Source organism: Bradyrhizobium sp. LMTR 3, assembly GCF_001693485.1.
Taxonomy (GTDB): domain Bacteria; phylum Pseudomonadota; class Alphaproteobacteria; order Rhizobiales; family Xanthobacteraceae; genus Bradyrhizobium.
Genome location: NZ_MAXC01000033.1, coordinates 336,207 through 359,381, shown reverse-complemented (window position 1 = coordinate 359,381; position 23,175 = coordinate 336,207). Strand labels below are relative to the sequence as shown.

Genomic DNA, 23,175 nt, shown 5'->3' with positions numbered 1-23,175 from the left:
GGGGCTTCGATGTTGGTCGCAGGTCGCGCGAGATCAGTACCTCGTGACGCCCGGACCGCCGAACTTGTAGTTCAGGCGGGCGGTGACGAGATCAACGTCCTGACTGATACGGTCGGTACCGACGACGCCGCCGCCCGGCGCGGTGAAGGTGTAGGTACGGTCCTGCATGAACAGGTGATTGTACTCAACGCCAACCGACCAGTTCGGGGCGAAGGCGTATTCGAGGCCTGCGCCGACCGTGGCGCCCCAGCGGGTGTCATCGCCGGTGACGCCAATGGTCGCGCCTGCAAGGTTGGAGATGCGATACTCGTTCGAGGTCACAGCAGCACCGCCCTTGACGTAGAGCAGGACGTTGTTGACGGCGTAGCCGACCTGACCGGTGAACAGGCCGAACGCATCGACGTTCGTGTGATTGCGAGAGCCGAGGAACACCTGGCTCAAGTTGCTGCCCGACAAGTCGGCCCAGTTGCCCTGGGCTTCAACGCCGAACACCCAGGTGCCAGCCTGCCACCGGTAGCCGACCTGGCCACCGACCGTGCCGCCGGTCGCATCATGCGAGCCCTCGGGACCAACGAAAGCAGGCGGAACCGAATCCCATTCGTTGCGGCTCGAACCCCAGCCGCCGTTCGCACCGATGTAGAACCCGGTCCAATCATACACAGCAGCGACCATCGGGGGCGCCTTGGTGTAAGGGCGCGCAGCGAGATCAGCAGCAACAGCCGGCGCAGCCGCGCCGAGCGCGATCAGACTGGCCGTAACAAGCAAAACCTTCTTCATTCTTATTCCCGTTCCTTTTTTGACAGCCCCCAAGGCCGCGGCATGCTCATAGCATCGTTGGCTCGAATTGCTGTAACCTCACTGCAACAATGCACATCAAACGGCCTCAGTGTGAACGTAAGTTAATGTTGTCTTGCAGGCATTTTTTGAAACATTGCGCCGAACCTCACCGCAAAAAATTCACATTTTAGTTTTGCGGCGGTATTGCAGGGCGGATTGGCTTGACGGGATTGCGGAGCTGCGGCTTGTGTCGTCAGAATGGAACGCGAAGTGCCGATGCGCCGTGAGGGAGATTCGAAATGCGTAGAGCGATTCTGGCCGTGCTGACCGCGATCGGATTGGCAGCTATCGGTGCTGCGCCCGCCGAAGCGGTCGGCACGCGATATCCGTTCTGCCTTCAGGGAGACGAATATCCGGCGCTGAGCTACTGCACCTTCACGAGCTACGAGCAGTGCCAGGCGACTGCATCGGGACGCTTCCTCACCTGCATTGCCAATCCCTATTATATTGGCGAGAGCGAACCGCCAGCCGCCGCCTATCGCCCGCTGCCCGGCCGCGCGCTGCCGCCCGCTCCCGGCTACGGCAGGTACTAAGCAGCGGCTTATCGCCGCCGAGACATTCCGCACACGCGAGCCTCCGGACGCCCGCACCTACAGCGCGTGAACGTGATTTGACGCCGGACTGCGTCGAATGTCTGCTGGACGTCAGCACTTGCGGACCGATGCAGTTCACAAGGAGATTCTGATGCGTATTCTGGCTTTGGCAATTTTGGCAGTCGGGGCGGCCTCGGCACCGGCGCAGGCACAGACTTACGATCCCCGCTATCCGGTTTGCCTGCATGTTTATAACAGGGGGATCAACTACTACGAATGTGCCTATACCTCCCTGCCTCAATGCAACATGTCGGCGTCCGGCCGCTCGGCGCAATGCGAGATCAATCCGTATTTCGCGCATGCATCTCAAGAACCGTCGGCACGCCGCTACAAGCGCTACCGCAACGGTTACTGAACGCGAGCCCTTGCAACGCGCGAACGTGATTTGACGCTGGAGCGCGTCGAATGTCTGCTGGCCGTCTGCACATGTGACCGATCGCACGTCTCAAGGGAGATTGTGATGCGCATACCGGTTTTGGCGATCCTCGCGATTGCAATGATCTCCGCTTCGGCGCCGGCTCGGGCGCAGACCTACGGCTCCGACTACCCGGTCTGCCTGCGTGTCTACGGCCCGGCCACGTACTACGAGTGCCGCTATACGTCGCTGGCGCAATGTAATCTGTCCGCGTCGGGGCGCGCGGCACAATGCGTGGTCAATCCCTACGCGTCGAACGCTTATCAGGATCGGCCGGTGCGCAAGCGCGGCGTTTACTGAACGCCGCTATTCCATTTCGACGACCCGGCCGTCGACCAGCGACACCCGCCGGTCCATGCGGCCGGCCAACTCCATGTTGTGGGTGGCGATCAGCATCGCGACCTGCGTCGCCTTCACGAGTTGCATCAGCGCCTTGAAGACGTGATCGGCGGTATGCGGATCGAGATTTCCGGTCGGCTCGTCGGCGAGTAGCGCCCGGGGCGCATTGGCGACCGCGCGCGCAATGGCGACGCGCTGCTGCTCGCCGCCGGACAGTTCGGCCGGTCGGTGCGAGATGCGATCGCCGAGGCCGAGATAGGCCAAAATCTCCTGCGAACGCTTGATGGTCTCGGAACGTTTGAGGCCGCGGATCATCTGCGGCAGCATGACGTTTTCGAGCGCGGTGAATTCCGGCAACAGCCGATGCGATTGATAGACGAAGCCGATATCGGAGCGCCGGATCTGGGTGCGGTCGATATCTGATAGTTGCGAGGTCGGCGTGCCCGCAACATAGACCTCGCCGTCATCGGGGCTTTCGAGCAGGCCCGCGATGTGCAGCAGCGTCGACTTGCCCGACCCCGACGGCGCCACCAGCGCCACCGACTGTCCCGCCCACAGCGCAAGCTTGGCGCCGTCGAGGATGGTCAGCGTCGCCTCGCCCTGTCGGTACTCGCGTTTTATCTCGTGGAGATAGATAACGGGTACATCTTCCGCCTCCTCGGCCATCGCGCCCTCACTCATAACGAAGCGCATCGACGGGATCGAGGCGCGCGGCGCGCCAGGACGGATAGAGTGTCGCCAGGAACGACAGCGTTAGCGCCATGATCACCACCGCAGTGGTCTCGCCGAAATCGATCTCGGCCGGCAGCCGGGAGAGGAAATAGAGTTCCGGCGAGAACAATTCGGTGTTGGTCATCCAGGACAGGAACTGCCGGATCGATTCGATATTCAGGCAGATCAGCATGCCGACGAAAAATCCGGTCAGCGTGCCGACCACACCGATCGCAGCGCCCGTGATCAGGAATATCCGCATTATCGAGCCCTGCGAGGCGCCCATGGTGCGCAGGATGGCGATGTCCTGGCCCTTGTCCTTGACCAGCATGATCAGGCCCGAAACGATGTTCAGCGCGGCAACCAGCACGATCATGGTCAGGATCAAAAACATCACGTTGCGCTCGACCTGAAGCGCGTTGAAGAAGGTCGAGTTGCGCTGCCGCCAGTCGACCAGGAACACCGGCCGTCCGGCTGACTCCGTCACGCTCTTGCGGAACGCGTCGATTCGATCGGGATTGGTGGTGAATACCTCGATCGCAGTCACGTCGTCCTTGCGATTGAAATAGGCCTGCGACTCCGGCAGCGGCATGAACACGAAGCTGGCGTCATATTCCGACATGCCGATCTCGAACACGGCCGCCACCTTGTAGGGTTTTATGCGCGGCGTCGTGCCCATCGGGGTCACAGCGCCCTTGGGCGCAACCAGCGTGATGGTGTCGCCGGCATGCAGCGACAATTGATCGGCGAGCCGGCGTCCGATGATGACGCCCTGCCCCTCGTCAAACCCCTCCATCGTGCCTTGCTTGATGTTCTTGGCGATCGAGGTGAGGTTGTTCAGGTCCGCAGAGCGCATGCCGCGTACCAGCACACCGGCAGCGTTGAAGGCCGAGGACGCCAGCGCCTGGCCGTCCACGACCGGCGCGGCAAGGCGGATGCCGTCAACCTGGCTGACGCGCTCGGCGACGTCCTTCCAGTCCGTCAGCGGCGATTCCAGCGGCTGCACCAACAGATGACCGTTGAGGCCGAGAATCTTGTCCAGCAGCTCCTTGCGAAAACCGTTCATCACGGCCATCACGATGATCAGCGTGGCGACGCCGAGCATGATGCCGAGGAACGAAAAGCCGGCGATGACGGAAATGAAGCCTTCCTTGCGACGCGCCCGCAGGTAACGCCCGGACAGCAGCCATTCGAAGGGCGCAAAAGGCGGAGTTCGGGCTGTCTCGTTCATGGTCTCATCCATTACTCGATAATCCCATGATTCGGGCCAAATGTGGCCGTATTGGCCAACATATCAGCCGCGGTGGATATCTTATCCCGCGATCTTCGCCACCACTTCCGCCGGACTGAGATTCTCACGCGAGCCGTCGCTGCGCCGCTTGATCTCGAGCTTGCCCTCGGCGAGGCCCTTCGGCCCGACCAGAATCTGCCAGGGGATGCCGATCAGGTCGGCGGCCGCGAATTTCGCGCCGGCGCGCTGGTCGGTATCGTCATAGAGCACATCGACGCCCTTGGCCTGAAGTTCGCGATAAAGTTCCTCGCAGGCGCCATCGACGGCAGCATCGCCCTGCTTCAGGTTCAAAATCACAGCCGTGAACGGCGCCACCGCCTCCGGCCATTTGATGCCGGCATCGTCGTGGCAGGCCTCGATGATGGCGCCGACCAGCCGCGAGACCCCGACGCCGTAGGAACCGCCATGGATCGGCACGTCGATGCCGTCGGGGCCGGCGACCAGCGCCTTCATCGCATCGGAATATTTGGTGCCGAAGTAGAAAATCTGACCGACCTCGATGCCGCGCGTGTTGACGCGCTTGTCGGCAGGCACCTCGTGCTCGTAACGAGCGGCATCGTGGACGTCCTCGGTTGCGGCATAGACCGACGTCCATTGCTTGATGATCGAAGTGAGATCGCCGTCGTAATCGACGTCGTCGGGCGGGATCGGCAGGTTCAGCACGTCGCTGTTGCAGAACACGCCGGACTCGCCGGTTTCCGCGAGCACGATGAATTCATGGCTGAGATCGCCGCCGATCGGCCCGGTCTCGGCGCGCATCGGGATCGCCTTCAATCCCATTCGCGCGAAGGTGCGCAGGTAAGCGACGAACATCCGGTTATAGGAACGGCGCGCCGCCGCCTCGTCGATATCGAAGGAGTACGCATCCTTCATCAGGAACTCGCGGCCGCGCATCACGCCGAAACGCGGGCGCTGCTCGTCGCGGAACTTCCACTGGATGTGATAGAGATTGAGCGGCAGATTTCGGTAGGATTTGACGTAGGCGCGAAAGATCTCGGTGATCATTTCCTCATTGGTCGGCCCATACAGCAATTCGCGCTTGTGGCGGTCGCTGATGCGCAGCATCTCCGGGCCGTAGGCGTCGTAGCGTCCGCTCTCGCGCCAGAGGTCGGCGAGCTGCAACGTCGGCATCAACAGTTCCAGGGCGCCGGCGCGGTCCTGTTCCTCGCGGACGATCTGCTCGATCTTCTTCAGCACCCGGAAGCCCAGCGGCAGCCAGGCGTAAATGCCGGCCGCCTCCTGCCGCATCATGCCCGCGCGCAACATCAGCCGATGCGAGACGATCTCCGCCTCTTTCGGATTCTCTTTCAGGATGGGTAGAAAAAACCGCGACAACCGCATGGGACAACTCGAGGAATCAGTGGGCTACCGGAAGACGTGCAGTGAAACCGGATCGGCTGCGAAAATACAAGGCCGGAAGCCGCGAAAAAGCCGCCGAAAACGCGGATTTGTGGGTCGTTTTGGCAGGGTTTCGTAGGATGGATGGAGCGAAGCGATACCCATCAATGCCTGTAACCGCGAAGGCGATGGGTATCGCTTCGCTCCACCCATCCTACAAATTGCTCGCCGCCTATTTCTTCATTCCGGAATGATCGTGCTTCATTTCACCCCCCGCCGGCCCCCGCGCGCCGACGCCCTGCACGTCGAGCGACAACGTCACCTTTCCCGCCTTCTCGAATTCGAGGGTAACGGGCACCTTGTCGCCCTGCTTGAAGGGCTGCTTGAGATCCATCAGCATCAGATGATAGCCGCCGGGCGCGAGCTTGACGGTCTTGCCCGGCTCGATCGGCAGGCCCTTGTCGAGCGGCCGCATCGTCATGACGCCGTTCTTCATCGCCATCTCGTGAATTTCGACCTTGCCGATGTTATCGCCCGAGCCGCCAACGAGCTTGTCCGGCGCGCTGCCCTTGTTCTCCACGGTGAGATAGCCGCCGGCGATTTTTGCGCCGCTCGGCGTAGCGCGGCTCCAGGCTTGCTTGATGACGAGGTCTCCGGCCTTGACCTCCTGGGCGTGCGCGGGCGTGCCCAGGAGAGCAAACAGGGTGGCGAAGGCGAACAATGGCAAGACAGGTTTCATCGGATATCTTTCGATTCATGAAGTATGGCCGGCACACAACGGACGGCCGAGGCCGCCGTTGCATTAACGTGAGAATGCAACGTGCATGTTCACAATAGCGGGATTGCGCCCTTATTTCTTCGCGGCCTTTTGCTGAACCAACCATTTTTCGAGGTCCGGTATTTCCGCCGAACCTTCGATCGTGGTCACGGTTCCATCCCGCCCGATCAGGAGCGTGCGCGGGATATCCCCCTGCCAGGCGGGATCGATCTCGAACCGGAGGCGTTCGACGAAGCCGTCGCTGAAAATCCAGTTCTCCGCCGATCCCAGCCCGGCCTTCTCCAGCATCGCGCGCGTTGCGCGGTCCAGATTCGGAACAAGGTCGGCACTGATCATCACAACGTCGATCTCGGAATGGTCCTTCATGAATTGTCCGAGCAGCGGCAATTCGACCTTGCAAGGGCCGCAGGTGACGCCCCAGAAATGCACCAGCGTCGGGCGCCCGGCATGCGAACGCAGCACGTCCTGCCAGCTTCCCCGCACGAACGGCTTGAGCGTGAGCTCGGACGGCGTTTCTCCGCCGGGCGCGGCGCCGAGACACGCAATGAGTAATATGACGGCGAGCAGGAGGCGTTTCATGAACCGTCTCCGATCGGCAGGAGGCGATAGCCGTCAGCCTTGGTCATCCACGAAAGGTAGACCTTCTGCCCGTCACTGACCAGCAACGGGTGGTCAGACGTGTCCGTCGTCGTGGCGATCGCGACCGGCTTGGACCAGCTCTTGCCCTCATCATGCGACGTCATTGCGTTGACCGCGGTCTTCTCGCCATCGAACTCTTTCCAGACCATGGTGGCGCCGCGCGCCCCGGCAAGCACGTAGGGCCGCGTGGGATTGCGGTCGGAACGGCCGAGCGGAAGCGGATCGGAAAACGTACGCCCCTCGTCTTGCGAGCGGGCGTAGAACAGCCCCTTGCGCGCCTTGCCGTTGGTGTACCAGGTCGCGTGGTAAGTCCCGGCGGGCGAGATCGAAAGACTGGGACCATGATGCGGGCACGCGGCAATCTGCCAGTCGTCATGGCTGACGCGGCGAACCTCGCCCGGCGTCGCCGGATCGGCAAACGTCATGATCGCGTGATCGCGCACACCGCCTTCGAAGATGTTCCTGAGCACCACCACGGGACGGCCGGCGCCTGCGAATGCCAGGCCGAGCCGGCAGCATTCGCAGGTGTTGTCGGCTGCGAGGTGCGTCTCGGAATAGGTCGCGCCGCCATCCCTGGATGATGCGAAGAACAGCCCTGCCCCTTCGTATTTCCTGCCCGCCTCACGCGCAGGCGCCCGGTTGCGCTTGTCGATCCAGGCCGCAAACACCGAACCGTCAGCATCGAGGCCGAGTGTGACAAAGCGCTGGCTCTCGTTGCTTGAGGTAATCGGCTGCGGCGCGGCAAAGCTCTGGCCGCCATCGGTCGACCTCGTGGTCAGCACCTGGCCATTGAAGGCCTTGTCCCGGAAGCGCGAAAACGCCAGTGCAATGCCGCCCTTCTTGTCGATGACGATCTGCGGACGCGCATCCGGACCCCAATCGAGGTTTAGCTTTTCCCCGGTCACCTGGACCTGCGTCGAAAAGTTGCGCCCCTCGTCCTTCGAACTCGCGACCGATATCTGGCCTCCCGCCATCCAGGCGAGCCACAGCGTTCCGTCCGGCGCGAAGGCCGGCGCGACCTTCGACGCGCAGCGCAAGATGGCCTCCTCGCATGCAGCTTCCGAGGCATGCTGATGATGGCTCATTTGCGCATGCGCGGCGGGCTGGCAGAGCGAGAGGGCGAGCATCGCGAGCAGGCTCATTCGCAGCATGGCTTTACTCCTCTTGAAGTGTTGTCCGGTCATTTGAACGCCAGCTTCATTCCGGCGATGAACGCGCGCGGCGAACCGGCGTAGATCGAGCCGGTCGTGTTGGCCAATACGCCGGCGGGATTCTGGATACCACCGGCCGTTACCGAGTTCGCGATGTTGTTCGCGGAAGCCACATAGGTCCGGTCGAAGACATTCCTGACTTCGACATACATGCTCAACGATTTGAAGTAATCGGACACGAGATCCGTCTTGTAGTGAACGTTGAGATTGACCAGTTCGTAGCCGGGCGCCTTCAAGAGATTGGCGTTGTCCATGTAGAACGAATCTTTCCACTGCACCTCGACGAATGCGCCGAGGCCCGCGAGCGGCCCCCACATCTGCTCATAGCCAAGGCGCGCGGTGAGTTCGTTCGGCGAGATGCCGGGAATCTTGTTGCCGGCACGGTTGAAGCTGAACGTTGCGCCGTTGACGATACTCTCGGTGTATTGGGTGTAGATCTCGTCGAGATAAGTGTACGCCGCGGTAAACCGCCAGCCCGGCAGGAATTGCCAATCGGCCGCCAGCTCGACGCCGCGATGCTCCGATCTCGGCGCATTGAACGTATAGCTCGCATTGGGCGCGCCGACCTGAGTCGCCTGGGTCACCAGCTCGTCCTTGAAGAACTCGTAGAAGCCGGTTGCACTGAATCTGAGCGTGCTGTTCGGCGTCCAGTCGAAGCCAAGGTCGTAGCCGATATTCTTCTGCGTTCTTAGCTGCGTATTGTTGCCGTTCTGACCGTTCGGCAGAACGAAGAGATTTCCGACCTGCGGCGTGCCGTAGCCGGTGGCGACGCGCGCGCGAAACAGCCATTCGGGATGCAGCTTGTAGAGCAGCGCCAGCTCGGGCGCGGTGTTCTGAAATTGCCGGTCGGCGGTCGTCGTGGTGATCGTCGGCATCGGAACTGGCGAACTTCCGTAATTGTAGGCGGAATTGATCCCCTTCAGATGCGTGGTTTCCCATCCGATGCCGGCAATGGCGGTCAGTTGCGGCGTCAGCTTCAATTCCTCGCGCGCACGAACGCCGTAGTTGGTGGTGTCGCTCCAGGTATTGCTTTGCAGAAGACCGAGCCTCGCATTGCCTCCCGGCATGACGTTGCGCGTATCGCTCGACGCCGTCAGCGTGTTGTAGAACGCGCCAAAATACGTCGTCGATTCCATGCCGAGGATTTCGCCGCGCTTGGTGACGTCGCTCATGTAGTTGTACGACGGGAAATCGCCGATCGCGCTGGTTGCTCCGGTCGGCTGACTGATATTGCGATCGTCGAACACGAACTGGTTGCGCCAGGTGGTCGTGTTGTCGAAATCGTGCTCCCATCTGCCGCCGACGATGGTGCGGCGATCTTCGCGGCCAAGCCCGGCCTGGATAGCGGTGATCGGAGTTCTTGTGCCGTTGAAGCCGTTGTTGAGGAGGTTAACTGAGGCGCAGCCGGCGACGCCGGCCATGTCGCAGCCCTGCTGGAACGGGTTTTGATGGTACTGGTTGAGCGACAGCCGGAGCGGCAGCCTTGTATCGAGATTGTTGTTGATGAACTTGACCGTGAAGCGATCGTCGGGCGTGGCGTGCAGCGTGCCGAGAAAATTCACCGTCTGGGTATTGAACCAGCTATTGCCGATAAATCCATCGCCGCGCGCGTCGCTCGCAAACAGCGAGCCCTCGAAATTGCCGACCTTCTTGCCGGCAGCCAGGTAGTTGTTGAGGTAGCCGAAGCTGCCGCCATCGGCGCCGTACTCGACACCGTCGATCGTGCCGCCCGGGCGGGTGCGGAAATTGAGCGCGCCGCCGGTCGCGTAATTGCCGTAGAGCGCAGACGACGGACCGCGGATGACGTCGATCGCGCTATAGGCGCGCGGGTCGATCAGATCGGTCCGGGAAAGTCCATCCGGCTGCGTCACCGGAAAACCATCCTCGAAGATCACGAGGTTGCGGATACCAAAGCCGTTGCGGGCGTTGGAGCCGCGGATGGAAATGCCGACATCGCGCGGACCGTTGCCCTGTTTCACCGAAATGCCGGGGCTCTCGCGCAGCACGTCGGCCACGGAGAAGGACGGCCGGTTCTCGAAGCGGCTGCGGTCGATGGTCGTCTCGGTCTGGCCATTGGGTGCCTGGTACAGGAGAGCGCGCGCCACGCTCGGGGTAATGCCCGCGGTTAGCGACGCTGAAGGCGCGGGGTTGGCCGAAGGCGGCCTCGCCTGCGTCCTGGCGGACGCGCGAATGGCCGGCTTTCGGGCCGCAGGTCTGGCAGCCGCGGCGCGCGGCGCGTCGACGGTCACTGCCGGCAACGCCGTCTGGGCGGTCGCGTTCGAGGGCGTGAGGGATAGCGCACTGCCGAGCACGAGCAGGCTCGCGCTTCCCAAAACACGATGGGGGTACATAGAACATTCCTGACGCCAGCGCTTTGGCTGGCTTGCTCAATTGAACGAACTGGCACGGCCGCGGCCGCACCATTTGACGAAGGTCAAGTGAGGTCAGGAAATGGAAGGAGGCGCGCGCGCCTGCGCGTGACTGCCGGCGCGAGCGTTTGTCAGCCGGAAAGCAAAGTCGAACCAGGCCACCCGCTCGGCAACCCGATCGATGTCGATCGTCGCAGTCTGCGGCGGGTCGACCGGCGCTCCGGTCTGCAGCACGCTGCAAACCGAACAGCATCCGTCATGGGCGCGGTGGCCGGTCTGGTCGGCCTGCCCGGCGCCAGGCGCTCCATCGCCGTGGCAGATCATAGCTCCGGCGAGTGGATCGGAGCTTGCGATGCTCGCCGCCCAGCATGCGCCGATCGGTGCAAAAATCTGCACCACCAGAGCAATCAGGACGATTGGCAGGAAATTCTTCAGCCGCCGGCGCATCGCAAAACCCATCCGCTTCAGACCTTAATCACCCCTGGAGTCTGAAGTCGAGATCAGGTTCCCGGAACTATGTTGCAGCTTCAAGGAGTAAACTTGGCTAAAAGCGATGCGTTTTGCAGCATTTGGACGGCGCCCTACCAAGATACCAAGCCTCGGGCGAATTGGAGCTAAATCCACAACCCCTGGTCGTAAATTCCCAATCATTTCGCAGAGTGCTGGAATTTTGAACAAACGTTGCCGAAATTGGTGACAAGACGAAAAAGATGGTCTACCAATTCGGGCTCAGGCTTGCCGACAGGCAAAGCTTGGTGGTCCAAGTCTCGGGAGGAGCCCTGACGCGCACAAGCAGCGTCGCCTCGACAATCAAGATCAAATCTCAATTTTCGGGGAAATTAAGGGTCGACACAATTTTTGAGCAGGGCTTGGTGCCCTGCTCTTTTTTTTCGTTACGATCGCAAGCGACAATGACGGCATCGTCAAATCCGATCGAGCGAAGTTTTGAACTGGCCGCCGAGCGCTGCGAAGATCTGACGCCGCTGGTCTATCGCCGCCTGTTCGAGACGCATCCCGAAGCGCGCACGATGTTTCGGACCGAGGGCAGCGAGCTCGTCAAGGGCTCGATGCTGGCCCTGACGATCGAGGCGATGCTGGATTTCGCCGGCGAACGCACCGGCCATTTCCGCCTAATCGCATCGGAAGTTTCCTCGCACGATTCCTACGGCACGCCGCGTGAATTGTTCGTCGCCTTCTTCGGCATCATCGCGCAGACGCTGCGCGACATCATCGCAGCCGACTGGTCGGACGAAATCGACGCGGCGTGGCAAAAACTGCTCGGCGAGATCGAGGGCCTCGTTGCAGCGCAGTGAAATGACGAGACCAAAGTCTCCCGGCGCTCATTGATACCGACGATCAAGTCATCCGGTGGCGCAAACGCGCCGAGTGTGAAAGACTGCCTCGATCCGCGGTGCGTGCAATCGACGCCGACGGCGATAACAAACGACAAGCGAGGGAGCAAACGATGTCCGGAACTGACAAAACGGCAACGACCAGGCGCGACCTTCTTCAGGCCGCAGGCGTGGCTGGCGCAGCCACCGCCCTGCTCGGGGGACTGGGTATTAATCCAGCGCTGGCGGCGGCCGCACGTTCAGAGAAGCCGTTGAAGGCGGCGTTCTCCAATGCAGGCCTGCAGGCGACCTGGTGCGCCCAGGGCAAGCAGGCGGCGGAATGGTGGGGCAAGCTGTTCAACGTCGAAGTCACCTGGTTCGACGGCCAGCTCGACGCGGTCAAGCAGCGCGCGGCGATCGACAACATGGCGTCGCAAAAATGGGATTTCGTGGCCATCCAGGCATTCGGCATCGGCACGCTGACCCAGCCCGTGCAGAAGATGATCGATGCCGGCATTCCCGTGATCGACATGGACACGCTGATCGCGCCGCTTGATCAGATCAAGGTTCATTCGTTCCTGGCGCCCGATAATGAATTCATGGGCGCTTCGGTGACCCAGGCGCTGTGCAACGCCATGGGCGGCAAGGGCAAGATCATCATGACGCAGGGTGCGCTCGGCCATACCGGCGCGCAGGGCCGCGCCAAGGGTTTTAACACGGTGGTGAAGCAGTTCCCGAACATCGAGGTGCTGGACACCCAGCCCGCGGATTGGGACGTCTCGAAGACGGCGCGGCTGTGGGAGACCTATCTGACAAAGCACCCGCAGATCGACGCGGCCTTCTTCCACAATGACGACATGGCGCTGGCCGCCTACAACATCATGAAGGCGCGCAACCGCACCAACATCATGATCGGCGGCGTCGACGCCATGCCGCCGGCGATCCAGGCGGTGAGCGAAGGCCGCATGTTCGCGACCGTCCGCAATCCCTCCTGCCGCATCCACGGCGGCGCCATCATTGCCGGCGTCGCCGCGGTGACCGCGGGCGAGAAGAGCGGACAGGGTATTCCAAAGCACGTCATCACCGACGGCCCGGTCGTGACAAAGGCCAATGCCGCCGGCATGCAATGGATGGAGGACCATTTCCTGATCTGAGCCAGCATGTCCGCGGGACTTAAGCCCATCCTCGAACTGCAAGAGATCACGAAGGCCTTCGGCGGCGTCGAAGCCCTTCGTGGTGTCGACTTCGCGCTTTCTCCCGGCGAGATCCATGGTCTCGTCGGCGAGAACGGCGCGGGCAAAAGCACGCTGATGAAGATCATCGCCGGCGTGCATGCCGATTTTTCCGGCCGCTTTATCCTGGACGGCCGGGAGACCCGCTTCCGCTCGGTGCGCGACGCGCATGCGGCGGGTATCGCCATGGTGCATCAGGAACTGAGCGTGGCGCCCGATCTGTCGGTGGCCGAGAACGTGTTTCTCGGCAACCAGCCGACCAACCGCTTTGGCTTCGTGCAATGGCGGCGCATGGCGCGCGAGGCCGGCGAGCAACTCAAACGTTTCGGCATCGACGTCGATCCGATGTCGCGGCTCGGTGACCTCCCGATCGGCCTGCAGCAACTGATCGAGATCGCCCGCGTGCTGTTCTCGGGGGCCCGCATCATCATCCTCGACGAGCCGACCTCGGCGCTGTCGCCGCCCGAAGTGGAGCGCCTGTTCGCGACCCTGAAGCGGCTGCGGGATGAAGGCACCAGCATCGTCTTCATCTCGCATTTCATCGAGGACATCCTGCGCGTCTCCGACGTCGTAACGGTGTTCCGCAACGGCAGGAAGGTCGCCGAGACGAGGGCCGCCGATACCAGCAAGCCCGCGCTGATCGAGGCCATGATCGGCCATGGCCGCGAGGCGCTGGAGGAGACCTACACGCATGACATCATGCTGCCGCCGCCCGCCGAGAAGCCGGTGGTGCTGAACGCGAGCGGGCTGTCGCTCGCCCGCAGCCTGCGCGACGTTTCGTTCGACGTCCGCGCCGGCGAAGTGCTGGGTATCTACGGTTTTATGGGATGCGGGCAGCTCGAACTGGCGCGGATCCTGTTCGGCAAGCTCAAACCCGACCAGGGCTCGCTGGCGATCGCCGGAGAACAAAAGGCCTTCCGCAGCACGGCCGGCGCACGCCGCGCCGGCATCGCCTTCGTGCCCGAGAGCCGGCGCGACATGCTGTTTCACCAGGAGCCGGTCTACAAGAACATCTCGATCAGCGTCCTCGACCGCATTTCATCCCTGCTGCTCAAGCCGTCGCGCGAACGCGAGATCGCCGCGCGCCAGGTCGACCAGTTGCGGATCCGGCCCGCAGCCGTCGAACTCGATCTCGGCATGCTCTCGGGCGGCAATCAGCAGAAAGTGGCGCTGGCGAAGTGGTTGAGCTATCCGCCGCGGCTATTGGTGCTGTGCGAACCGACCCGCGGCATGGACGTCGGCGCCAAGGACGACGTCATCCACATCGTCAGAGATTTGCGCGCCAAGGGGCTCGCCGTCATCGTGCTCTCCACCGAGCCGGAGACGGTGCTGTCGCTCGCCGACCGCATCATCGTGCTCAAGCGCGGCGCGGTGGTGCGGGAATTTTCCAACGAACGGATCAGCAAGGACCGCCTGCTCGAAGCGGCGTGAGGAGACCGACATGACTTCAGGTGAAAGCGTGACAGTCCCCGCTTCGGATCGCAAACGCCCGCACCGGCTCGCCGTGATGCTGCGCTCCCAGATGCGCAACATCGCGCCGTTCCTGACGCTGATCTGCCTGTTCGGCTTCTTCGCCGCCGCCAGCCCCTCGTTTGCGACGCTGGACAATCTCGGCAACATCCTGACCCAGATTTCGGTCACCGGCATCATCGCCGTCGGCCTAACTTTCGTGATTCTCTGCGCCGAAATCGACCTCTCGATCGCCGCCATCGCCAACGTCACCGGCATTGCGGTCGCCTATTTCACGCTGCAGGAATCCTACGTCAACATTGCCAACGTGCCGATGCCTGGATGGGCCGCGATCCTCCTGGCGCTGGCGCTTTGCGCCCTGCTCGGCCTCGTCAACGCCTTCGGGCTGACGGTGATCGGCATCCCCTCCTTCATCATGACGCTGGCGATGATGCAGATCGCGGCCGGCATCTCGGCGCTGTTGGTGCGCGGCCAGATCGCCTACAAGGTGCCCCCGCTGGTCACGACGCTGGGATCGACATCGATCGGCGGCATCCCCTGGATCGTGATCGTGGCGGCCTTGATGCTGCTCGGCGGCCATCTGGTGCTGACCTACACGCGCTTCGGCCGCTACGTCTACATGGTCGGCGGAAACCGCGAGGCGGCGGAATATTCCGGCCTCAACGTCAAGCTCATCCTCGGCAGCGTCATGGTGATCTCGGCGGTCTGCGCCGGCGTCGGCGGCATGCTCGGCGTCGCGCATTTCGGCAGCGCGCAGCAGAACGAGTTCGACACCTATCTTCTGGATTCGATCGCCGCCGTCGTGGTCGGCGGCACCAGCCTGTTTGGCGGCCGCGGCGGCATCGGCAACACCATCGTCGGCCTGTTCGTGCTCGGCGTCCTCAACAACGGACTCGATCACGTCAACATCGACAGTTTTTTGAAGATATTGATCCGCGGGCTGATCCTGCTGGCTGCGTTGGTGATCAACGTCTATGCGCAGAGATTGCGGGAGCGGACGGCCGACTGAGACCTGGGCGGCTCGGACTTTACTCCCCGGCTTTCGTTTCGACCAAGGCCGGAGCTGCGATCTTGTCCTTCATTTCTTCGCAGATCTTGCGTACCTCCGCCGTCAGCAACGAGCAGCTCTCAATTTGAAGGAAGACGCGTTTGGCCTCCGCGCGATAGCGCGCTGCGGTCTCCTTCAGTTCTTCGGTCACCGCGAGCGCCTCGCGGGTCATGGCCTCGCATTGCCGGGCCTGCTCGATGAGCTCAACGCCCAGGGCCTCGATATCCTTCGCGGCGGCTTCATATTCGCGCACGACAGCTTCCGCGGACAGCTTGCCGATCTCCGTTGCGCCGTCGCTATGCTCCACATAATCCGGCATCCCCAACTCTGGAGCGCGTACGGACGGCGGCGCGTAGTCGGTCGGCTGGGATTCGCGAACTGACGGTAGTTTGCGAAACTCTTCTTCAATCTCGCGTTCAAGATCGATCGCGCCCAAGATCGGCGGTTTTGCTAAACGTACCATGGAGGTGCTCCTTGAATGAAAATGCGAGCCGACAGAAAAAATCTCTCGAAATGCGGCTCAGACGGTTAGCCGTCCTGTGGAGGCGAGCAACCAAATCCCTCGGGTAAGCTTGTTATTTAACCTTGATGTCCGCGCTGGCGGTTAATTCGGGAACTGCCGAAAAGTTAGCGTCGTAGCGCGCATCCCCGATTCAGCTTGAAGATATCGATCAGCGGTATGATCCTGCTGACGCGGATGGCACCTTGCCATCCGTGTCCCGGACGCGGTGCAGCTTAGGCGATGCGCAGCATCGTCCGGCAACGCCCGCTCGCTCCGCGAGCCGGTGAACCGACCGGAGGCAATCAGGCAAAATCCGGCTGCCAGTCCCGCACTTCCTGCGCCGCTTTCGTCACGGCACTGATGGTCTGGAACGACGCCACATCCACCATCATCGCCCGCGCCAGCCGCAGGCTGCGCGCCTCGGAGATCGCCCGCCGCTTCGGGTCTTCGATCAATTCAAAATCGATGTTGTGCGCCAGCCCCAGAATACGGCGGATGATTTTTGCCGCCGCGAATCCGACGGTGTCCTCAAACAGCCGCGCCATATAGGCCTGCCGCTCGGCCTCCAGCCGCGCGGCGCCGGCCTCGCCTTCGAACAGCGTCCGCGGATAGGCATCGCCTCCCGCTTGCGTCCGCCACAGCTCCAGGAACTTACGGGCGAACTCGCTCCACACGCCCTCGGCCGTCTCCTGCACCCACGCCTCGAACGCGCGGCGCTCGCCCGGCGAACGCTCGTGACCGGCGGACGCCAGATAGGCCATCAGCAGATTGGCGATGACGGCGCCGATATCGAAGCCCATCGGTCCGTAGAACGCGAACTCCGGATCGATCACCCTGGTCTCGCTCTCCGTCACCATGATCGATCCCGTGTGAAGGTCACCGTGGATCAGGGCTTCCGGCGCGTTCAGGAATTTCAGTTTCAGCCGCGAGATCGCGACGTGGAGGTCGAGGTCTTCGCTAAAACCCGCCGCGGTCGCATCGAGCCAGGGCTGCGTCCAGCGGTTCTGCTCGGCCACGCGGTAGGGATCGGTGAAGATCAGGTCCTCGGTGATCTTGCAGAGCGCATGGTTGCCGGCGAACGCGGCGACTCCCTCCTTCTTCTCGGCGGCTGATACCGCGAGGTCGGACGAAAGAAACAGCGTCCGCGCCAGAAACGTCGTGATGTCCTCGACGAAGCGCGGATAGGTAGTGCCGGCCACCAGCCCCTTGCGCATGATGATATGCGGCTCGAGCAGCTCCATGACGACGAGCGCGAGCGCCTCGTTGTGGTGCAGCACATCAGGCAACAGGCCGGGCGCCAGCCGGGCCTGATGCGTCAGCGCCAGATATTCGTAATGCGAGCGCGACAGCGGCAACGGCCAGCTCTCGCCGACGAGGCGCACGTAAGGCAGCGCCTGCTTGACGGCGACGCCGCCCGCCGCCCCCTTGACGATGAAGACGAGATTGAGGTTGCCGTCGCCGACTTCGCTGATCGACCAGGAAGCCGGGGCGCCGCCAAGACGGGCCGCGACCGCAAGAGTTCCTGCGAGGTAGTCCCGCAGGTCGGCTTCGTGAAGAATTCGATATTCGTCCTGTCGCGGATCAGCCAATGATCGACGCTGTGAACTCATCGTGGTCTCCCCCCCGTGCCGGCGCGGGAGTTCACTCCCGTTTCAGTTTGAGCCAGCCTTGTGTTCACCGGATCATAGCCAAACGGCGCGGCTGGCGGCCAGCGTCTCTCCCGTCCCCACTTGGCCCAGCGTCTCAAATGAGCTGCGCGAGCCAGACGGTATGACCGCCGCAGTCGGGGTCCTCGACGACATGCGACACCACGCGAAAGCCATTCTGGTCGAGCAATGAACGATATTCGGCGGGGTCGAGGCTTGCATGATACAGCGGCTCGCCTCCAAGACTCCCGATCGCCTCCCCATGCGCGGGGCCGCTGGTGAACATCAGCGCCGCGTCTGGCGCCGCATGCGCGCGAAACACCGGAAACATCCGGCGCTGGTCGTCGTGAGAGAGATGAAAGAAACTGTCCCACGCAAGGATGCCGGAAAACTGTCGCCGCAAAGCAAGCTTGCGCATATCGGCCACGATCCAATCCTGCTCGGGAAAGCGCTTTCGACTGGCGTCGATCATGGCCGGAGAGGAATCCACGCCAGTGACGGAATGGCCAAGCCCGATTAGATACGCGGCCATCGGCTCGGCGGAGCCGCACCCGAGATCGAGGAGTGGCCCGGTGGGCGACAGCAACGCCTGAAAGCGGTCAAGCCAGGGCTTTTCAAACAAGCCAGTTCGGACGCGGCTCTCGATCCAGTGGCGCGCCTTGCGCTGGTACAGGTCGATGATCCCTGCGGCTTCTTTCGAGGCCATTTGCGTCGCCACATCGAAAATTCAGAACGGCAGCCCCATCAGTTTCGATAGCCGCTCGATATTCAGATAGCCCTGGTGATAAGCCCACATCCCGATGCCGAAAATCACGGCCGAAACAATCGTGGTCCAGAGCAGCTTCCAGCCCATCCGCGCCATGACCGGCGCGCCGGGATCGGTGCCGGGCGCGCCCTCGCCGTCCTCGTGCTGGCTGCGGACGCCGAACGGCAGCGTCGTGAACAGCACGACCCACCACAGCACGAAGTAGATCGCAAGCGCGGTGGAGATGCTGTAGGCCATCTGGATTACGCCTGTTCGATCTCGACGAGCGCGCCGGAGAAATCCTTGGGGTGGAAAAACAGCACCGGCTTGCCGTGCGCACCGATCTTCGGCTCGCCGTCGCCCAGCACGCGCGCGCCCTCGCTGATCAGTCTGTCGCGCGCGGCGACGATGTCGGGCACCTCGTAGCAGATATGATGGATGCCGCCGTCGGCATTGCGCTCGACGAATTTGGCGATCGGCGAGGCGTCGCCGAGCGGCTGGATGAACTCAATCTTGGTGTTGGGCAGCGTCACGAACACGGTGATGACGCCATGCTCCGGCAGCGGCACCGCGCCGGAGATTTCCGCGCCGAACGCACCGCCGTAGATCCTGGCGGCTTTTTCCGCGTCCTTGACCGCGATCGCGACGTGATTAAGCCGACCCAGCATGATTACTCCACTCCCTGCCTCTAGCGCTCCCGGCGAGGACCCGTGTCCGCCCGAAAGGTCTTTTACCTCAAACCGTTAGAACGTGAACGAGGCAAATCGGCTTCTTACCCCAATTCTCGGCAATGACCGCCCGCACCGCGCGCCGCACCGATTCCGCCGTGGCGTCCGCGTCGCGGCGCCGCGCCCGCGGCAGACCTTCAACCGTAGAGACCACCAAATCGAACACGATCTCGTCGATGAGCTCGCCGGCGGTATTCTTCTCGGGGATGCCAACGAGATCAACCTCGGGATCGTCGGCCAACTCGCCCTTGTCGGTCATGGCAATCGCCACGAAGGCGCAGCCGGCAAACCCCATCCGGCGCCGTTCGACTACGGCGCGGGATTTGGAGTCCTCCAGGATCGCGCCGTCCTTGTAAAGCCGTCCTGACGGCAATTCGTCGATGATGCCGGAATCGCCGGGGCCAAGCTTGACCAGATCACCGTTGCGGCAGGTCATTACCTTCGGCACGCCGGCGGCGCGCGCCAGCTTGGCGTGCTCCGATAGATGCAGCGCCTCGCCATGGACGGGGATCAGGATCTGCGGGCGCACCCACGAGATCATGTCGCGCAGCTCGTCGCGGCGCGGATGGCCGGAGACATGGACGAGATCGTTGCGGTCGGTGATGACCTCGATGCCCTGAACGATCAGCCCGTTGATGATGGAGCCGACCGCCTTCTCGTTACCGGGAATGGTGCGCGAGGAAAAGATCACGCTGTCGCCCTTGTTCAGCGTCACCTGCGGATGGTCGTTGTTGGCGATGCGGGCCAGCGCAGCGCGCGGCTCGCCCTGGCTGCCGGTGCAGAGCGCCAGCACCTTCTCGGGTGGGAAATGGCCGTAATAGTCGGCGCCGCGAAAGTTCTGCACGCCATCGAGATAGCCGGTCTCGCGGGCGACCTGCACCACGCGCTCCATGGCGCGGCCGACCACGACCACCTCGCGATCGGCGGCTTTGGCAGCGTCCGCCACCGCTTTGACCCGCGCGACGTTGGAAGCAAAGGTGGTGACGGCGACCCGGCCCTTGGCGGCGCCGACCAACTTCTTGATCGTGGCGGCGACCTCGGTTTCCGACGGCGAGCGCCCGTCCCGCACCGCATTGGTGGAATCGCCGACCAGCGCCAGTACGCCCTCGTCGCCAAGCTCGCGCAGGCGGCGCTCGTCGGTCGGCAGACCGATGATCGGCGTCGGATCGATCTTCCAGTCGCCTGTGTGGAGGACGGTGCCGACGGAAGTGTGGATCGCCAGCGCATGCGATTCCGGAATCGAATGCGCGACCGGAATGAACTCGACGGTGAACGGCCCAAGCTCGATGCGGCCGCCCGACGGCACCACCGTCACCGGAATTTTCGGCGGGTTGCGCTCGGCGGCGCATTTGGCCTCGAACAGCGCAGCGCTGAACTTGGTCGCATAGACCTTGCATTGCAGCTTCGGCCAGAGGTCGATAATTGCGCCGAAATGGTCCTCATGGGCGTGCGTCAGCACCAGGCCCATCAGGTTGTTGCGCTCTTTCTCCAGGAAGCGGATATCGGGCATGATCAGGTCGATGCCCGGCAGATGCTCCTCGTCGCCAAAGGAGACGCCGAGATCGACCGCGAGCCAGGACCGCTGGTGGCGGTTGCCGAGCCCGTAGATCGACAGGTTCATGCCGATCTCGCCGACACCGCCAAGCGGCGCAAACGTCAGTTCATCCGGCCGCGCCATCAGGCTGCCCCCACCGACGCCGCCGCGCCGAAATAGACTTCGCCCGCCGTAACGGCCGCGCGCTTGCCCTCGGCGTTGCGAACGATCAGGCAGCCGCTCTCGTCGATGGTGTCGAAGGTGCCTTCGACGGTCGCTGTTCCCGTGTTGATCGCGACCCGCTCGCCGAGACCGAAGGCACGCTCCAGCCAGGCTTTCCGAATGTCGGCAAAGCCGCGGCCGTTGTCCCAGATGCCGCGGAATTCGACCCAGGCGTCCGACAGCGCCGTGAAAAGCTCCTCCGCGCCGACATGGACGCCGAGCGCGGCAAGCGAGGTCGCCGGTGTCGGCGTGCCCTCGGGCGCGGCAATGACGTTGGTGCCGATGCCGACCACCACGGCGAGACGGTTGCCCGCCACGGCTTCGGCCTCCAGCAGGATGCCGGCGAGCTTTTGCCGCTCCGCCAGCACGTCGTTCGGCCATTTCAGGGCGAATTTCAGTGAGTCCGCGCCGGCCCGGCGCATATTGGCCTCCAGGCTGAGTTTCTGCAGCGCACTTTCCAACGAAAGCCCCGCGGCAAAGCCCAGCGTCGCCGCCACGGCCGGCGACACATCCATGACTTCCAGAATGCTGCTGGCGAGGTTGCCGCGCGGCGCGCTCCAGGCGCGCTGCCGTCGGCCGCGCCCCGCGGTCTGCTCCGTTGTCACGAACCACATCGGCCCAACTTCGCCGTTACGGGCGCGCGCCATGGCTTCGGCGTTGGTCGAACCGATCTGGTCGAAGGCGGCGAGCTTGTAGCCCGCCGATTTGGCTTTGGGACCGAGCGAGAAGGTCATCCTAAAACAGCGACTTCGCCGCCGCCGTGGCGACGCTGACCAGCGGCCCCGGATAGACGAAGAAGAAGATGTTGAAGATACCGGCAACCGCCAGCACCGTCCGCAATTCGATGCGCATCGGTTCGACCTGGCCGGCCGGCTCGTCGAAATACATCAGCTTGATGATGGTGAGATAGTAGAACGCGCCCACCACGCTGGTCAGCACGCCGATGACGGCGAGCGTGAACAGGCCCGCCTTGATCGCGGCCACGAACACGTACCATTTGGCGAAGAAGCCCGCGAGCGGCGGAATGCCGGCCAGCGAGAACAGCAGCATCGCAAAGAAGAACGCCAGCATCGGATTGGTGCGCGACAGCCCTGCGAAATCGCTGATCTGCTCGACCGCCTGACCGTTGCGCTTCATGGTCAGGATGACGGCGAACGAGCCCAGCGTCATCGCGACGTAGATTGCGATGTAGACCAGCACGCCCTGCGCGCCCTCCACCGTGCCCGAGGCAAGCCCGACCAGCGCAAAGCCCATATGGCCGATCGACGAATAGGCCATGAGGCGCTTGATGTTCTTCTGTCCGATCGCGGCGAACGAACCCAGCGCCATCGAGGCAATAGCGACGAACACGAGGATCTGCTGCCATTGCGGGACGATGCCCGGAAAAGCGGTCAGCGTGACGCGGGTGAACACCGCAAGGGCTGCGACCTTCGGCGCCGATGCAAAGAACGCCGTGACCGGCGTCGGCGCACCCTCATAGACGTCCGGCGTCCACATATGGAAAGGCACGGCGGATACCTTGAAGCAGAGCCCAGCCAGCAGGAACACGAGGCCGAACACGATGCCGACGCTGCCGGTCTTCACCGCCGCCGCAATGCCCGCAAAATCGACTGTGCCGGTGAAGCCGTAGATCAGCGAAGCGCCGTAGAGCAGCATGCCCGAGGACAGCGCGCCGAGCACAAAATACTTCAGCCCGGCCTCGGTGGACTTGGCGTTATCGCGGTTGCTTGCCGCGACCACATAGAGCGCGAGCGACATCAGCTCGAGCCCGAGATAGAGCATGATCAGGTCGGCGGCCGAGATCAGCACCATCATGCCGAGCGTGGAGAGCAGCACCAGGATCGAATATTCGAAAATGCGCCGCGACGGATCGGACAGAAACTCCGTCGACAGGATCAGCGTCACCGCCGAGCCGATGATCGCAAGGATTTTCAGGAAGCGGGCAAAATCGTCGACGACGAAGCTGCCGCCGAAGGTCGTGAGCTTGCCGGCGGGCAGCATCAACACCAGCACGCCGGTCAGGACCAGCAGGACCACCGCAAGGCTGGTGACCAGCCGGGTCGTCTCCTGCCCGCGATAGGCGCCGAGCATCAACAGCGCCATGGCGCCGACGGCGAGCACCAGCTCCGGCAATACCGGCAGCAACTGATAACCTGCACTCGAAAAGCTCATGACGTTCTTATCCTTGGCGCGTCT

At 62.9% G+C, this 23,175-nt stretch carries 25 protein-coding genes; 8 read left to right on the top strand and 17 right to left on the bottom strand.

Annotated elements, in window-relative coordinates; all coding sequences use genetic code 11:
* Window positions 1-33: 33 nt before the first annotated feature.
* Window positions 34-777: an outer membrane protein gene (locus tag LMTR3_RS22555; protein ID WP_065747177.1), complete on the bottom strand. Its 744-nt coding sequence runs from the start codon at window positions 775-777 to the stop codon at window positions 34-36.
* A gap of 299 nt (window positions 778-1,076) precedes the next feature.
* Between LMTR3_RS22555 and LMTR3_RS22550 the strand changes: the two genes are divergently transcribed.
* From LMTR3_RS22550 to LMTR3_RS22540, 3 genes are all read left to right on the top strand, one after another.
* Window positions 1,077-1,370: a DUF3551 domain-containing protein gene (locus LMTR3_RS22550; RefSeq protein WP_065747176.1), complete on the top strand. Its 294-nt coding sequence runs from the start codon at window positions 1,077-1,079 to the stop codon at window positions 1,368-1,370.
* Window positions 1,371-1,521: 151 nt separating this feature from the next.
* Window positions 1,522-1,785, top strand: a complete 264-nt coding sequence (locus tag LMTR3_RS22545) for a DUF3551 domain-containing protein (RefSeq protein WP_141686757.1) — start codon at window positions 1,522-1,524, stop codon at window positions 1,783-1,785.
* A 105-nt stretch (window positions 1,786-1,890) separates the two neighbouring features.
* Window positions 1,891-2,145 carry a DUF3551 domain-containing protein gene (locus tag LMTR3_RS22540; RefSeq protein WP_065747175.1) on the top strand — a complete coding sequence of 85 codons (255 nt, stop codon included), beginning with the start codon at window positions 1,891-1,893 and terminating at the stop codon, window positions 2,143-2,145.
* 6 nt (window positions 2,146-2,151) lie between these two features.
* Here the strand turns inward: LMTR3_RS22540 and LMTR3_RS22535 are convergent, their stop codons facing one another.
* From LMTR3_RS22535 to proS, 3 genes are all read right to left on the bottom strand, one after another.
* Window positions 2,152-2,850: an ABC transporter ATP-binding protein gene (locus LMTR3_RS22535; protein ID WP_065747371.1), complete on the bottom strand. Its 699-nt coding sequence runs from the start codon at window positions 2,848-2,850 to the stop codon at window positions 2,152-2,154.
* A 7-nt stretch (window positions 2,851-2,857) separates the two neighbouring features.
* Entirely contained in the window at window positions 2,858-4,138 is a 1,281-nt protein-coding gene (locus LMTR3_RS22530; RefSeq protein ID WP_065747174.1) for a lipoprotein-releasing ABC transporter permease subunit, read from the bottom strand.
* Between the two features lie 69 nt (window positions 4,139-4,207).
* Entirely contained in the window at window positions 4,208-5,527 is a 1,320-nt protein-coding gene (proS, locus tag LMTR3_RS22525) for a proline--tRNA ligase (protein ID WP_065747173.1), read from the bottom strand.
* 41 nt (window positions 5,528-5,568) lie between these two features.
* Between proS and LMTR3_RS37915 the strand changes: the two genes are divergently transcribed.
* Window positions 5,569-5,778, top strand: coding sequence for a hypothetical protein (locus LMTR3_RS37915; RefSeq protein WP_141686756.1), 210 nt, complete (start codon window positions 5,569-5,571; stop codon window positions 5,776-5,778).
* Here the strand turns inward: LMTR3_RS37915 and LMTR3_RS22520 are convergent.
* From LMTR3_RS22520 to LMTR3_RS22500, 5 genes are all read right to left on the bottom strand, one after another.
* Window positions 5,757-6,263: a copper chaperone PCu(A)C gene (locus tag LMTR3_RS22520; protein ID WP_065747172.1), complete on the bottom strand. Its 507-nt coding sequence runs from the start codon at window positions 6,261-6,263 to the stop codon at window positions 5,757-5,759. The genes LMTR3_RS37915 and LMTR3_RS22520 overlap by 22 nt on opposite strands.
* Window positions 6,264-6,374: 111 nt before the next feature.
* Window positions 6,375-6,881 carry a TlpA family protein disulfide reductase gene (locus tag LMTR3_RS22515; RefSeq protein ID WP_065747171.1) on the bottom strand — a complete coding sequence of 169 codons (507 nt, stop codon included), beginning with the start codon at window positions 6,879-6,881 and terminating at the stop codon, window positions 6,375-6,377.
* Entirely contained in the window at window positions 6,878-8,092 is a 1,215-nt protein-coding gene (locus tag LMTR3_RS22510) for a sialidase family protein (protein WP_065747170.1), read from the bottom strand. The genes LMTR3_RS22515 and LMTR3_RS22510 overlap by 4 nt, the downstream gene beginning before the upstream one ends.
* Window positions 8,093-8,121: 29 nt before the next feature.
* On the bottom strand, window positions 8,122-10,503 hold the full coding sequence (locus LMTR3_RS22505; RefSeq protein ID WP_065747169.1) for a TonB-dependent receptor family protein: 2,382 nt from the start codon (window positions 10,501-10,503) through the stop codon (window positions 8,122-8,124).
* Window positions 10,504-10,596: 93 nt separating this feature from the next.
* Window positions 10,597-10,980, bottom strand: coding sequence for a DUF2946 domain-containing protein (locus LMTR3_RS22500; RefSeq protein WP_245319970.1), 384 nt, complete (start codon window positions 10,978-10,980; stop codon window positions 10,597-10,599).
* A gap of 452 nt (window positions 10,981-11,432) precedes the next feature.
* Here LMTR3_RS22500 and LMTR3_RS22495 point away from each other — a divergent pair, with 452 nt between their 5' ends.
* The 4 genes from LMTR3_RS22495 to LMTR3_RS22480 all read left to right on the top strand — a co-directional run bounded on the left by LMTR3_RS22495 (window position 11,433) and on the right by LMTR3_RS22480 (window position 15,563).
* Complete coding sequence (locus tag LMTR3_RS22495; RefSeq protein ID WP_065747168.1) at window positions 11,433-11,834, top strand: globin; 402 nt, start codon at window positions 11,433-11,435, stop codon at window positions 11,832-11,834.
* A gap of 152 nt (window positions 11,835-11,986) precedes the next feature.
* Window positions 11,987-13,006, top strand: a complete 1,020-nt coding sequence (locus LMTR3_RS22490; RefSeq protein ID WP_065747167.1) for a sugar ABC transporter substrate-binding protein — start codon at window positions 11,987-11,989, stop codon at window positions 13,004-13,006.
* A gap of 6 nt (window positions 13,007-13,012) precedes the next feature.
* Window positions 13,013-14,515, top strand: a complete 1,503-nt coding sequence (locus tag LMTR3_RS22485; protein ID WP_065747166.1) for a sugar ABC transporter ATP-binding protein — start codon at window positions 13,013-13,015, stop codon at window positions 14,513-14,515.
* Window positions 14,516-14,525: 10 nt separating this feature from the next.
* On the top strand, window positions 14,526-15,563 hold the full coding sequence (locus LMTR3_RS22480; protein ID WP_065747165.1) for an ABC transporter permease: 1,038 nt from the start codon (window positions 14,526-14,528) through the stop codon (window positions 15,561-15,563).
* Between the two features lie 19 nt (window positions 15,564-15,582).
* On the opposite strand, the gene LMTR3_RS22475 is transcribed toward LMTR3_RS22480, so the two are convergent.
* From LMTR3_RS22475 to nuoN, 8 genes are all read right to left on the bottom strand, one after another.
* A complete protein-coding gene (locus tag LMTR3_RS22475; protein WP_065747164.1) occupies window positions 15,583-16,065 on the bottom strand; it encodes a hypothetical protein in 483 nt (160 codons plus the stop codon).
* A gap of 341 nt (window positions 16,066-16,406) precedes the next feature.
* Window positions 16,407-17,714, bottom strand: a complete 1,308-nt coding sequence (mtnK, locus tag LMTR3_RS22470) for an S-methyl-5-thioribose kinase (RefSeq protein ID WP_065747163.1) — start codon at window positions 17,712-17,714, stop codon at window positions 16,407-16,409.
* A 133-nt stretch (window positions 17,715-17,847) separates the two neighbouring features.
* Window positions 17,848-18,456 carry a class I SAM-dependent methyltransferase gene (locus LMTR3_RS22465; RefSeq protein ID WP_065747162.1) on the bottom strand — a complete coding sequence of 203 codons (609 nt, stop codon included), beginning with the start codon at window positions 18,454-18,456 and terminating at the stop codon, window positions 17,848-17,850.
* Between the two features lie 21 nt (window positions 18,457-18,477).
* A complete protein-coding gene (locus tag LMTR3_RS22460) occupies window positions 18,478-18,753 on the bottom strand; it encodes a DUF1467 family protein (protein ID WP_065729130.1) in 276 nt (91 codons plus the stop codon).
* 5 nt (window positions 18,754-18,758) lie between these two features.
* On the bottom strand, window positions 18,759-19,163 hold the full coding sequence (gene mce / locus LMTR3_RS22455; protein WP_028345795.1) for a methylmalonyl-CoA epimerase: 405 nt from the start codon (window positions 19,161-19,163) through the stop codon (window positions 18,759-18,761).
* Window positions 19,164-19,230: 67 nt separating this feature from the next.
* Window positions 19,231-20,901, bottom strand: a complete 1,671-nt coding sequence (locus tag LMTR3_RS22450) for a ribonuclease J (protein ID WP_065747161.1) — start codon at window positions 20,899-20,901, stop codon at window positions 19,231-19,233.
* The gene (locus tag LMTR3_RS22445; protein ID WP_065747160.1) at window positions 20,901-21,713 is read right to left on the bottom strand and encodes a biotin--[acetyl-CoA-carboxylase] ligase; all 813 of its coding nucleotides are present in this window, start codon (window positions 21,711-21,713) and stop codon (window positions 20,901-20,903) included. The genes LMTR3_RS22450 and LMTR3_RS22445 overlap by 1 nt, the downstream gene beginning before the upstream one ends.
* Before the next feature lies 1 nt (window position 21,714).
* Complete coding sequence (gene nuoN, locus LMTR3_RS22440) at window positions 21,715-23,151, bottom strand: NADH-quinone oxidoreductase subunit NuoN (protein WP_065747159.1); 1,437 nt, start codon at window positions 23,149-23,151, stop codon at window positions 21,715-21,717.
* Window positions 23,152-23,175 lie beyond the last annotated feature (24 nt).

What these genes read in the sequence shown, in the direction of transcription:
- mce (WP_028345795.1), bottom strand. Translation starts at nt 19,163, where the DNA reads ATGCTGGGTCGGCTTAATCACGTCGCGATCGCGGTCAAGGACGCGGAA.
- LMTR3_RS22540 (WP_065747175.1), top strand. Translation starts at nt 1,891, where the DNA reads ATGCGCATACCGGTTTTGGCGATCCTCGCGATTGCAATGATCTCCGCT.
- LMTR3_RS22480 (WP_065747165.1), top strand. Translation starts at nt 14,526, where the DNA reads ATGACTTCAGGTGAAAGCGTGACAGTCCCCGCTTCGGATCGCAAACGC.
- LMTR3_RS22490 (WP_065747167.1), top strand. Translation starts at nt 11,987, where the DNA reads ATGTCCGGAACTGACAAAACGGCAACGACCAGGCGCGACCTTCTTCAG.
- LMTR3_RS22500 (WP_245319970.1), bottom strand. Translation starts at nt 10,980, where the DNA reads ATGGGTTTTGCGATGCGCCGGCGGCTGAAGAATTTCCTGCCAATCGTC.
- LMTR3_RS22545 (WP_141686757.1), top strand. Translation starts at nt 1,522, where the DNA reads ATGCGTATTCTGGCTTTGGCAATTTTGGCAGTCGGGGCGGCCTCGGCA.
- LMTR3_RS22530 (WP_065747174.1), bottom strand. Translation starts at nt 4,138, where the DNA reads ATGGATGAGACCATGAACGAGACAGCCCGAACTCCGCCTTTTGCGCCC.
- LMTR3_RS22450 (WP_065747161.1), bottom strand. Translation starts at nt 20,901, where the DNA reads ATGGCGCGGCCGGATGAACTGACGTTTGCGCCGCTTGGCGGTGTCGGC.
- LMTR3_RS22495 (WP_065747168.1), top strand. Translation starts at nt 11,433, where the DNA reads ATGACGGCATCGTCAAATCCGATCGAGCGAAGTTTTGAACTGGCCGCC.
- LMTR3_RS22520 (WP_065747172.1), bottom strand. Translation starts at nt 6,263, where the DNA reads ATGAAACCTGTCTTGCCATTGTTCGCCTTCGCCACCCTGTTTGCTCTC.
- LMTR3_RS22505 (WP_065747169.1), bottom strand. Translation starts at nt 10,503, where the DNA reads ATGTACCCCCATCGTGTTTTGGGAAGCGCGAGCCTGCTCGTGCTCGGC.
- LMTR3_RS22510 (WP_065747170.1), bottom strand. Translation starts at nt 8,092, where the DNA reads ATGCTGCGAATGAGCCTGCTCGCGATGCTCGCCCTCTCGCTCTGCCAG.
- LMTR3_RS22550 (WP_065747176.1), top strand. Translation starts at nt 1,077, where the DNA reads ATGCGTAGAGCGATTCTGGCCGTGCTGACCGCGATCGGATTGGCAGCT.
- LMTR3_RS22555 (WP_065747177.1), bottom strand. Translation starts at nt 777, where the DNA reads ATGAAGAAGGTTTTGCTTGTTACGGCCAGTCTGATCGCGCTCGGCGCG.
- proS (WP_065747173.1), bottom strand. Translation starts at nt 5,527, where the DNA reads ATGCGGTTGTCGCGGTTTTTTCTACCCATCCTGAAAGAGAATCCGAAA.
- LMTR3_RS22515 (WP_065747171.1), bottom strand. Translation starts at nt 6,881, where the DNA reads ATGAAACGCCTCCTGCTCGCCGTCATATTACTCATTGCGTGTCTCGGC.
- LMTR3_RS22445 (WP_065747160.1), bottom strand. Translation starts at nt 21,713, where the DNA reads ATGACCTTCTCGCTCGGTCCCAAAGCCAAATCGGCGGGCTACAAGCTC.
- LMTR3_RS22485 (WP_065747166.1), top strand. Translation starts at nt 13,013, where the DNA reads ATGTCCGCGGGACTTAAGCCCATCCTCGAACTGCAAGAGATCACGAAG.
- LMTR3_RS22460 (WP_065729130.1), bottom strand. Translation starts at nt 18,753, where the DNA reads ATGGCCTACAGCATCTCCACCGCGCTTGCGATCTACTTCGTGCTGTGG.
- LMTR3_RS22535 (WP_065747371.1), bottom strand. Translation starts at nt 2,850, where the DNA reads ATGGCCGAGGAGGCGGAAGATGTACCCGTTATCTATCTCCACGAGATA.
- nuoN (WP_065747159.1), bottom strand. Translation starts at nt 23,151, where the DNA reads ATGAGCTTTTCGAGTGCAGGTTATCAGTTGCTGCCGGTATTGCCGGAG.
- LMTR3_RS22475 (WP_065747164.1), bottom strand. Translation starts at nt 16,065, where the DNA reads ATGGTACGTTTAGCAAAACCGCCGATCTTGGGCGCGATCGATCTTGAA.
- LMTR3_RS22465 (WP_065747162.1), bottom strand. Translation starts at nt 18,456, where the DNA reads ATGGCCTCGAAAGAAGCCGCAGGGATCATCGACCTGTACCAGCGCAAG.
- mtnK (WP_065747163.1), bottom strand. Translation starts at nt 17,714, where the DNA reads ATGAGTTCACAGCGTCGATCATTGGCTGATCCGCGACAGGACGAATAT.